Source organism: Legionella qingyii, from assembly GCF_003990155.1.
GTDB classification, from domain to species: Bacteria; Pseudomonadota; Gammaproteobacteria; order Legionellales; family Legionellaceae; genus Legionella; species Legionella qingyii.
This window is the reverse complement of sequence record NZ_RZGX01000037.1, coordinates 1-11,428: the sequence shown is the minus strand read 5'-3', so window position 1 is coordinate 11,428 and position 11,428 is coordinate 1. Positions and strand designations below refer to the sequence as shown.

Below are 11,428 nucleotides of genomic sequence, written 5' to 3'. Positions count from 1 at the left end.
AAGTTCCGACGGTGGAGTAAGCCGTTATTGCTAATGCAAGTTTGGCGGTGCTGGCTAATTGGTCATTTAACGTAATGGCAAGACCCTTCAATTGGCTCGCATTAACGGTATAAGTACCATCCGTATTACGCCCCAACGCAGTCCCTCCAGAGCTTAGAATCGCACCAGTAGGAACATTGCCAATCTTTACTGACAACACATCCGTGGTGTCTCCCGCTGGAAGTTTTGCGCTTATATTAAGGGGGATGGGGCTATTTTCATTCCCGGAGACCGCTTGTGTACCTAAGATAGGAGCATCCGCAACAGGTTTAACAGTAACCATTTGAGTCGCCTTTGCAGTAGCTACTGAAGTTCCTACGGTGGAGTAAGCCGTTATTGCTAATGCAAGTTTGGTGGTGCTGGCTAATTGGTCATTTAACGTAATAGCAAGACCCTTCAATTGGCTCGCACTGACGGTATAAGTACCATCCGTATTACGCACCAACGTAGTCCCTCCAGAGCTTAGCGTCGCGCCAGTAGGAACATTGCCGATTTTTACTGACAACACATCCGTAGTGTCTCCCACTGGGAGTTTTGCACTTATATTAAGGGGGATGGCCGTATTTTCATTCCCGGAGACCGCTTGTGTACCTAAGATAGGAGCATCCGCAACAGGTTTAACAGTAACCATTTGAGTCGCCTTTGCAGTAGCTACTGAAGTTCCTACGGTGGAGTAAGCCGTTATTGCTAATGCAAGTTTGGTGGTGCTGGCTAATTGGTCATTTAACGTAATAGCAAGACCCTTCAATTGGCTCGCACTGACGGTATAAGTACCATCCGTATTACGCACCAACGTAGTCCCTCCAGAGCTTAGCGTCGCGCCAGTAGGAACATTGCCAATCTTTACTGACAACACATCCGTGGTGTCTCCCGCTGGAAGTTTTGCGCTTATATTAAGGGGGATGGGGCTATTTTCATTCCCGGAGACCGCTTGTGTACCTAAGATAGGAGCATCCGCAACAGGTTTAACAGTAACCATTTGAGTCGCCTTTGCAGTAGCTACTGAAGTTCCTACGGTGGAGTAGGCCGTTATTGCTAATGCAAGTTTGGTGGTGCTGGCCAATTGGTCATTTAACTTAATGGCAAGCCCCTTCAATTGGCTCGCATTAATGGTATAAGTACCATCAGTATTACGTACCAACACAGTCCCTCCTGAACTTAGCGTCGCGCCAATAGGAACATTGCCAATCTTTACTGACAACACATCCGTGGTGTCTCCCACTGGTAGTTTTGCGCTTATATTAAGGGGGATGGGGGTATTTTCATTCCCGGAGGCCGCTTGCGTACTTAAGATAGGAGCATCGGCAACAGGATTAACTCCGATCTTTATTGATTGCTGAATGCTTGCGGATAAACCTTTGGGGGAGGTAGATGTAGCAATTACATTAAGAGTCACAGAACCTGAGACCTGATTTAATCCGGATTTAAAAGTTAACCCAACAATTTGTGCTGCAGTAAGCGTCCAACTACCATCCTGATTTAGTGTCCCGGCAGATAAAGAACCACCAGCAGGGACACCCGTGATTTTATAAGTTAATACATCGCCAGCATACCGTGTTGCAGCGCTTATATTTAATGGTATTGATGTATTTTCATCTCCCCCAGGGCTTGTTACTCGTAATGAGGTAGGAGGTACTGGAACTGCAATCACAGGAACATTGTACGTTTGTGTTGGTAATGCACTAACTTGTAAAGTACCCGCTTTTATTGCCTGTAGTTGAGCGATATCCGCTACTGCCACTGTAATAGGTAACATACCTGGAGTTGAACTATCAAGTGCTACGCCCGCAGCTAATTTTAGAGTTTCAGGCCCATTTACTCCATTAAACCAGGTTAAACCCTTAATAACTTGGGTACTTTCATTTCCCACAACATACTTAAGGGAGCCATTAGCATTATTGTTCATAATTAACCAGTAGTGCTGATCCTTAGCATCAATATCAGTTGCCGATAATGTACCTAATTTAGCACCCGCCGTGCTTTCGCGAACTGCAGTTGGAGTAAATGAAACTTTAGGTGCTCCGAGATCTTGAGCCACGATCTTAATTTGTTCAAATCCTTTAACACTTAAAGGAATGGCAGAAAATTTGAAAAAGCTTTTTGCTTCTGCTCCAGAAGCAACAGCAGCTTTAAAACCTAAAACATTATTTTTAAAATCTATAGAATTAAGTTGTCCGTAGCTTACTTTCAGTTCTAAAACATCAACTCCATTACCCCCACTATATGTAGAAGCCCCTCCGTGAGCAATGGCGTTTAAATTAGCTTCAAAGGTCATCTTATCAGCGCCATTTCCTCCTGTTATAACAGAGGAACCAACACCAGCATCAACGCTATTACTTTTATTGCCCAAAGTTATAACCGTGCTCCCCGTAGTTAAAGAGTTGACGGAGTTAATCCCTTGACCAAGGGTTATTGTAAAATTCGCGGCGCTGAGCTGAACCATGCTATTCGCAACATGGGCATACCCAAGGTTTAAAATGTTATTTCCATTACCTGCGGTAATAACATCCTTGCCGGATGAAGATAAGGCATTAATTAGGTTATTACCATTTCCAATAAACAAGGTCTCATTTTTACCAGAAAGTGTCACCGAATTATTGCCATTCCCGACAATTAGAAGGTTATTATCACCTAAAACTGAGAGCGTATCTTTACCATTACCTACTGCAAGAATATTATCATTTCCTGTTAATTTAATATTATCATTCCCATTTCCTACAATACCTATACTCTTATTTGTATTGAGCGTTAAATTTAAATTTGCATTACCATAGGAAGTGATTTTGTGCGCCAAAATTAATTGTTCATTACTATAGTGAATAATCTTGGAAGCCATAAGAACACCTAAAACCATATTGCAAGGTTCTTAATTCTTCCATGACTTAGTACCTGCACGTTATTAAACACCTGAACAAACTGATACTTTCAAGTAGTGGGAGTTTCATCATAAATATAGTAATTAAAGTATAGATATTGACTAAATTTTATTCAAATTTATTTGTACAAAAAGTGCTTTTTTCACTCATTAAAGTTAAATTATTTTTAAATAACGATGTAATATCCCTTATCTTTCCCTAAAAGATTCCTCTTTGGCTTTAAAAATTGGTTTAAGAATATAATCCAAAACACTTTTTTTGCCTGTTTTAATAAAAACATTTGCTGTCATACCAGGAATTATGGGTAATTTATGTTTATCATTCCCTAAATAATTTTTATCGGTTTGTACACGGATCATATAAAAAGTTATTGGTTCTCTCCCTGGTAACTTATTACTTGAGTCCTCAATTGCATCTGGACTGATATAAGTAACAACTCCATTTAAACTACCATAGACTGTATAATCATAAGCAGTAATCTTAACTGATACCTTTTGCCCGGTATGAATAAAAGCGATATCCTTGGGCGTTACTTTTGCCTCAACAAGTAACTTATCTGACAAAGGAACAATTTCCAAAATATCTTCACCAGGGCTTACAACTCCCCCCTCAGTTTTAATATTGATTTTTTTAACTACGCCATAAACAAGTGATCTTAATTGAGTACGCACCATTTTATCTTTTAAAGAAGCTAATGAATCAGTCAAACTCATTAACTCTGCTTTATGCTGATTGAGCTCACTCCATGCAGTATTTTGATATTGATTTTTTTTCTCTAATATTTTTTGTTGAATTTCCGCAATAATTTCCTGAGTACGAATATATTCTGCTTTAGATGCATATCCTTTGACCGTTAACCTTTCATACATTTTGGTTCGTTCTTTAGCAAGTTCTAAATAGTGTTGTAAATTATCTAATTCTGAATGAAGCGAGTCGAGTTGAGTTTTGAATAAATAATTTTCTCTATCTACAAGATCAGGAGCATTTTCTTTTAACTCAGCAGAAAACTGCACACTTGGCTGACCATAAGCTTGTGCCGTTAGCCTAGCAACAGTGGCTGAAAGAGCGAGATATCTATGATAACCATTTTTATAATCAGCCTTATACCGAGTATCATCTAGAGTTACTAGAATTTGGTTTGGATGAACTATTTCCCCTTCCTGAACCAAAATCTTATTAATAATTCCACCATCCAGACTTTGTATAATTTTAACTTCTGAAGAAGGAATGACTTTTCCCTCCCCGACAACAACGTCATCTATCATTCCAAAATAAGACCATATTATTCCCGAAATAATAAGCATTAAAACAATAAAAAGAATACTGTTAGCAACCACTGTTTTTTTCGACAACAGCGCTGCTTTAGAGTCAGAAATAAAATCCTCATCCTCTGACAGAAATTTATTATCTTGCTTATTTTTCTTCAAAGCCATATTTACTTCCCTTCCTGATTTGGTACTGAAGAGGAGAACTGCTGAGACTGCTTTTGTTTCTCAAGTGCTTGAGCTTTTTGCAGAACATCGATCACTTCATTTTTAGGGCCATCTATAATGATATGCCCATTATCCATCATAATAAGACGTTCAACTAAAGGAAATAATGATACTTTATGTGTCACTAAAATAATGGTCTTTCTTTCTTTGAGAGCTAATAAACGCTGAATCGTTTCTTGTTCTGTAGCCATATCCATAGCACTGGTTGGCTCATCAAATAACCAAATCGGTGGGTCAGATAACAATCCACGAGCCAATGCAATAGATTGTCGTTGCCCTCCAGATAAACCTTCCCCTCTCTCGCCAATCATCATATCAAATCCTTCGGGGTGATGATTAACAAATCGGTCGACACCACCAAGATAACCTGCATTGATAATTGCTGCGTCATCAGCCCAAGGCATTCCCATAGAAATATTATCTCGTACTGTTCCATAGAATAACATGCTGTCTTGAGGAACAAAGCCCATGTTCTTCCTTAAGTCGACAGGGTCTAGTTGCTCTATGTTAATGCCATCTATATAGATATTTCCTTCTTTTGGTTGATATAAGCCAAGCAGTAATCGTTGAATGGTACTTTTACCCGAGCCAATACGACCAATAAATGCGACTCGCTCTCCTGCCTTTATTTTAAAAGAAACTTTATCAAGTGCCAGGATTTGTTGACCTGGATATTGAAAACTGACTTTATCGAATTCTATTGTTCCTTCTATTTTGGGGAGGTGTAAAAACCGTTTATTTTCTGGACGCTCAATAGGCAATGACATCAAATCATTCAGATTTTCCAATGATAACCTGGCTTGCTGTAACCGGGTTAAAATACCTGCCAATGAAGAAAGTGGAGCTAAAATCCTTCCCGCTAAAATATTTGTGGCGATTAAGCCACCTAAGGACATGCTTCCTTCTTCGATCATATATACACCTAATGCGATCATGCCGACGGTAATAAACTGTTGACCGTAATTGGTAATAGTGATGATCAAATTTGAGAAATAGCGCATTTTTAATGAATCTCGTGCTGTAGTGCCAACATATTGCTCCCATTTTTTTTGCATTTGGCCTTCAGCATTTAAGGATTTAACCGTTTCTATAGCAGTTACTGTTTCAACTAATATTGCATGTTTTTGCATGGCTCCTTGCAAAGATTTTATTACCGCTTCACGCATTGGTTTCTCAAGAATGTATGCAGCGAGTAAAATAAGCGGCACGATAATAAGTGGAATCAGTACAATCCAACTGCCTAAATAAGCAATAAGTACGAAAAACAAAATAACAAAGGGCAAATCAATAATTGTGGTTAGCGTTGCGGAGGTAAAAAAATCTCTCAGTACTTCAAACTCACGCAAATTATTTACAAAAGCGCCTACAGAATTGGGTTTATTCATCAATCGGATACTTATTGCTTGTTGGAATAAAGTGCTTGCCATTACCACATCGGCCTTTTTTCCACTGACATCAATTAAATACCCGCGTAATAGCCTTAAAATAAAATCAAAAAAATTGATCATCAAAACCCCAATAACGAGTACCCACAATGTCACATTGGCGTTATTGGGTATAACTCGGTTATACACATTCATGATAAACAACGGCATAACTAGATTAAAAATATTAACTAAGAATGCAGCGAGGATGACTTGAATATAAATGTAGCGATAACGAGATAAAGTACTCCAAAACCAGGAAAGCTTATCTATATTCTCTCTTGGCTTTGCTTCAGAACGTGTTTCATATTTAAAAACTGGAGCGATAAATATGGCTTGTCCAGTATAACTTTCTTCCAAATCATCTAGTGATTTTTGTTGAATACCGCCTCCATGATCAGACAAAATAAGCTCCACTGTTTCTGTATCAATGATCTTATTTAAGATACAGGCCTCATCATTTTTTAAAAGTAACACTACGGGTAAAACTAATTTCGAAATATGAGAAAGGGAGCGTTTGACTACACGCGCTGTGAATCCAACTCGTTCCGCTGCACGTATAAATAAGGCTGGTGTTAATCTATTATTTTCCAGAGGTAATCCGGCACGCAGTACATCTGCAGATAAAGGACGATGATTTAACATAGTTAAAATTACTAAACAATCTAATAATGGATCAGAGAAAGTTTCTTTATTCTCAGCAGACTTATCCATCCTCTTTTCCCACAGAAGAGAAGTTATATGTCTTATAGTTTAGCAGGTTAATTCAATAATATAGGGAATATCGAATAAATTGAGCAGATTGATATTTGTATAAAATATACTTAATTGGGAGTAAAGCCAATTTTAATTGACAAGTACGTCCCAATCGGCGCGCAATTAAACATATTTTTATCTATAAAAACTTTGGGTGATGGCATGCGTCATTACAATCTGTCTTGGTCTTTTCTACCTGAATGGTCACATGTTGAATATTAAACTCTTGACGTAATTGTTCGACCCATTCCGCTCTTAATGCATCAGAAAGCACATCATCAGGCATATGCAAATGAACCGACATCGCATTTTCTTGGGTACTCATTGCCCAAATATGTAAATCATGAAAACCTTTAACCCCTGGTTTGCTCAATAAGAAATCGCTAACAGCAGTCCAAGAAATATTATCAGGAACCCCATCAATAATTAATCTGAAACTACCTGCAAATAAAGCCCAAGTACCTCTAAGGATGACTAATGCGATCAGCAAACCAACCACAGGATCTATCCACTGCCACCCCGTCCAATACAGCAAGGCCGCTGACAGCACCACACCTACTGAAACCAAGGCGTCATAAAATAAATGTAAATATGCACCTCTAATATTCAGGTCTTCAGAACCATGTGCAAACAATAATGCAGTGGCTGAATTAATTACGATACCTATACCTGCGACTATCATCACAGATAAAGCTTGAACTTCAGATGGCGAAAACAGTTTATAGACTGCGTCTGTGGCAATAATGCCGCATGTAAAAACTAACAAGATCCCATTGGCCAATGCTGAGAGTATGGATGTCTTTTTTAAGCCATAGGTCGCTTTCATTGTAGGTGCTCGTTTCATAAGTACTGTAGCAATCCAAGCTAAACCCAAACCTAAGACATCACCTAAATTGTGAAACGCATCAGCCAATAAGCTGGTCGAATTTGATAAATAAGCAAAAACAATTTGTATGAGTACAAAAAGACCATTTGCGATTATAGAAATGGTAAACGCTTTATTATAAGTCACGGTAGCATTTTTTTGTCCGTGATGGTGGTGGTGATGTGAGTCACCATGAGAATGTGTGCTCATAACGTTCCTTCGCTATTTTGATCTTCTTGTTTCTCTTCAGAATAATAGTTAATACCGATTTTTATTCGGTTACGCTCTTTTTGCTTACGCCAAGCATTCGTATCACGTAAAGAATAAACACACCCACAATATTCTTGTTTGTAAAATTCTTCGCGCTTGGCAATCTCATACATGCGTTCTGAACCACCATTTTTTCGCCAATTATAAGTCCAGTACTCGAGGTTAGGGTATTTGCTTGCCGCTCGAATTCCGCAATCATTAATTTGATTCATATCTTTCCAACGTGAAATTCCCAACGAACTGCTGATAACGGGAAAACCATGCTCATGAGCATATAAAGCCGTTCGTTCAAAACGCATATCAAAGCACATGGTGCATCGTTTACCGCGCTCGGGCTCCCATTCTAAACCCTTGGCACGAGCAAACCAATTATCTTTGTCATAGTCCGCGTCAATGAATGGAATATTATGTTTCTGAGCAAAACTAATGTTTTCGTTTTTCCTAATTTCATATTCTTGAATTGGGTGAATATTCGGATTATAAAAAAAGATAGTAAAGTTGATTTCTGAACTAATAAGCGCCTCCATGACCTCACCAGAACAAGGTGCACAGCATGAATGCAGCAACAACTTGTCCGCATCATTAGGTAATTCTAATCGCTCTCTTTGTATCATTTCTTTACATCCAACAAATTTATAAAATGGTGACGATAATATACTAACTCAGCGATAGAGTCTTTAATATCGTCTAAGGCCAAGTGTTTTGATTCTTTAATTACACCATTTAACAATTCTGGTCGCCAACGAATGGCTAGTTCTTTTAATGTGCTCACATCCAAATTCCGGTAATGAAAAAATGCAGCCAGTTCTGGCATGTATTTGTATAAAAATCGTCTATCCTGGCACACACTATTACCACACATCGGCGACTTACCTTTATCAAGATACTTCTTTAAAAAGTCAATTGTTAATTGTTCTGCTTGTGCCTCGCTGATTTGACTTTGCAAAACACGATTAACTAAACCGGATTGTCCATGTTGCCTGGTATTCCAGGAATCCATACCATCTAGCAATGTTTTAGATTGAGAAATGGCAAAAACTGGTCCTTCAGCAATTATATTTAAATGAGGATCAGTCACCACTGTAGCAAGTTCGATAATCCTATCTTTTTCAGGATCAAGTCCTGTCATTTCCAAATCTATCCAAATTAAATTTTGATTATTTTTCATTTGTTTTCCAGGAGTTTAATATCAATTCTACACAAGCCACTCGTCTTTGATGCAGGGTATGTTTAATTGCCTCACCCTTATATCCTTCAGCAATGATCGCCTGGCTGTTCACTTTAGCACATTCAGTTAACAAATAGGTCCATAATTTACTTTGTCGATAATCAATAGTTCGACCACAGCCTGCAGCATCAGATTCACAAGCAATTAACATATTATAGAATAGATGGGGCCGACGAAATGCATCGCTTTGCTCGAGAATCTTTACTATAGTGCTTGCTTGTAATTCAAATAAGCGGTGAATGTTCAAATGAACTCGCGAAACCAAGGTTGCCAGGGCGCGATAATCATTGGGAATGCGTAATCTAGAACACAGGGTCTCAACAATGGCAACACCGCGTTCTTCATGGCCATGATGGCTTGGCCAATTGTGCATAGGCGATAACGCTTTACCCAAATCATGTACTAATGCGGCAAAACGTATCACAGGATCTGCAGTTAAAGTTGCTGCCGCTTGCAAAACCAACAAAGTATGAACACCACTATCTACTTCATGATGGTAATGGTACGGATTAGGTATGCCAAACAACACATCAATCTCTGGTAAAATCACGCGCAATGCATCGCAAGAACGTAAAGTAATTATAAATTGCTCTGGATTCTTTTCTTCCAGACTTCTTTGCCATTCCTGCCAAACGCGTTCAGCGACCAAATGAGCCAATTCACCTCGTTGAACCATGGTATACATCAATGAACGTGTTTCATCAGCCAATTTAAAACCTAAATGATGAAAGCGTGCTGCAAAACGAGCAATTCGCAATACCCGCACAGGATCTTCAACAAAGGCTGGAGAAACATGACGGAGTACTTTAGCTTCTAAATCCTTAAGTCCATGATAAGGGTCAATAAGTTGTCCTTGCTCATCCCTGGCCATTGCATTAATTGTTAAATCACGGCGAGCTAAATCTTCCTCTAAGGTTACAGTGTTACTGAAATTACAGGAAAATCCGTAATATCCTGGTGCAGATTTTCTTTCTGTTCGCGCTAAAGCATATTCTTCACTCGTTTTAGGGTGCAAAAAAACAGGAAAATCTCGTCCAACTTGTCTGAATCCTCGAGCCAATAACTCATCCGGTTTAGAACCGACAACAACCCAATCACGTTCTTGTACAGGCAGATTCAATAATTGATCACGTACAGCACCACCAACTAAGTAGACTTTCATTAAATTTAATTTACCTTCATACTGTATGAGTAATTTAGCCTTAAATTTCTTTCGAGCTAAGAGTATTTTTTAATGATTATATTATAGATCTGAACTATGAGTAAAAGACGTATTAGTAAACAACAATCTGCCCGTATTGAAAAAATCCAACAAAATTATCATGAGAATAGAAAAAATTATGATGATCTGGCGGATGGTTTAATCATTACTCGCTTTAGCAAACACGTTGAACTAGAAGACATTCAGGGTAGACACATACGTTGTTCTATCAGACCTAATCTAGAGACACTGGTTGCAGGGGACAAGGTAATTTGGCAATCTGAAGGAGTTAACCAAGGTGTAGTAGTTAGCCTTTATCCTCGAAGCAGTGTCTTGGGAAAACCAACCAGCTCTGGCCTGATAAAACCTGTTGCTGCCAATATTACGCAACTCATTATTGTCATAGCACCTAAGCCAGAAATATCATGGGCATTACTTGATAGCTATTTAGTTATGGCAGAAACTCTGCATTTACAAGCAGTAATTCTATTAAATAAAACTGATTTATCATGTGAACTCCTCAAAGAACAATTATTCATGGATTATGGAAAACTAAATTATCCTATTGTGCTAATGAATAAAAACTCTGCTGATGGCTTAGAACAACTCAAAAACATATTAAATCATCAAATTAGCGTTTTTGTAGGACAATCAGGAGTGGGGAAGTCATCGATTATTTCCAGCATTTTGCCCCATGAGACCAATATCTCCATAGATGAAATTTCGGAATTGTCTGAATTAGGTCGACATACTACCAGCAATTCACGATATTATCACTTGCCAAGTGGCGGTGCCTTAATTGATTCACCGGGTGTAAGAGAGTTTAGTTTATGGCACATAGATGCCACAGAAATTGCACGAGGTTACCCCGAATTTAGGCCCTATTTGTCACAATGCAAATTTCGAAATTGTACCCATAAAGACACGCCACATTGTGCTATTATTAAGGCAAAAGAAGAGGGTTTGATTTCAGAAAATCGATATGAAAATTTCATCAAGCTTTGTGGCCAATATACCTAAAACTTTCATAGTTGTCGGTAGTAATATGTATTCAACAGCAAGTGCAAGATTAAAGTGTGCCTCTGTATAGAGACCGCGCATAAAGCCTGAGAGATCCTCACAAAATTTAGCCATAGTGAGGACTCTCTTGTTGACTCTGAATAGCACACTGATACAGCATGCTTAAAAGTTTCTCAAAAACTTCTTGAGAGATAGTAATTGCTTTTTTCAAAGCTCTTCTTCCGAGGAAAACGATGGATAAAACAGAGGTATGTTT

General features: G+C 38.6%; 8 protein-coding genes. 1 reads left to right on the top strand and 7 read right to left on the bottom strand.

The window, feature by feature from the left end:
• From ELY20_RS16570 to ELY20_RS16540, 7 genes are all read right to left on the bottom strand, one after another.
• Positions 1-2,875 (bottom strand): beta strand repeat-containing protein (locus ELY20_RS16570; protein ID WP_199739269.1); only part of this gene is annotated, 2,875 nt, incomplete at its 3' end.
• A 228-nt stretch (positions 2,876-3,103) separates the two neighbouring features.
• Positions 3,104-4,348: an HlyD family type I secretion periplasmic adaptor subunit gene (locus ELY20_RS16565; RefSeq protein ID WP_110144258.1), complete on the bottom strand. Its 1,245-nt coding sequence runs from the start codon at positions 4,346-4,348 to the stop codon at positions 3,104-3,106.
• Positions 4,349-4,350: 2 nt separating this feature from the next.
• Complete coding sequence (locus ELY20_RS16560) at positions 4,351-6,546, bottom strand: type I secretion system permease/ATPase (RefSeq protein WP_110144257.1); 2,196 nt, start codon at positions 6,544-6,546, stop codon at positions 4,351-4,353.
• Positions 6,547-6,727: 181 nt separating this feature from the next.
• Complete coding sequence (locus ELY20_RS16555; RefSeq protein WP_110144256.1) at positions 6,728-7,663, bottom strand: cation diffusion facilitator family transporter; 936 nt, start codon at positions 7,661-7,663, stop codon at positions 6,728-6,730.
• Complete coding sequence (locus ELY20_RS16550; protein WP_110144255.1) at positions 7,660-8,337, bottom strand: epoxyqueuosine reductase QueH; 678 nt, start codon at positions 8,335-8,337, stop codon at positions 7,660-7,662. The genes ELY20_RS16555 and ELY20_RS16550 overlap by 4 nt, the downstream gene beginning before the upstream one ends.
• A complete protein-coding gene (orn, locus tag ELY20_RS16545) occupies positions 8,334-8,891 on the bottom strand; it encodes an oligoribonuclease (RefSeq protein WP_110144254.1) in 558 nt (185 codons plus the stop codon). The genes ELY20_RS16550 and orn overlap by 4 nt, the downstream gene beginning before the upstream one ends.
• Positions 8,881-10,113, bottom strand: coding sequence for a multifunctional CCA addition/repair protein (locus tag ELY20_RS16540; RefSeq protein ID WP_110144253.1), 1,233 nt, complete (start codon positions 10,111-10,113; stop codon positions 8,881-8,883). The genes orn and ELY20_RS16540 overlap by 11 nt, the downstream gene beginning before the upstream one ends.
• A gap of 96 nt (positions 10,114-10,209) precedes the next feature.
• On the opposite strand from ELY20_RS16540, the gene rsgA reads away from it, so the two are divergent.
• Entirely contained in the window at positions 10,210-11,172 is a 963-nt protein-coding gene (rsgA, locus tag ELY20_RS16535) for a small ribosomal subunit biogenesis GTPase RsgA (protein WP_110144252.1), read from the top strand.
• Positions 11,173-11,428 lie beyond the last annotated feature (256 nt).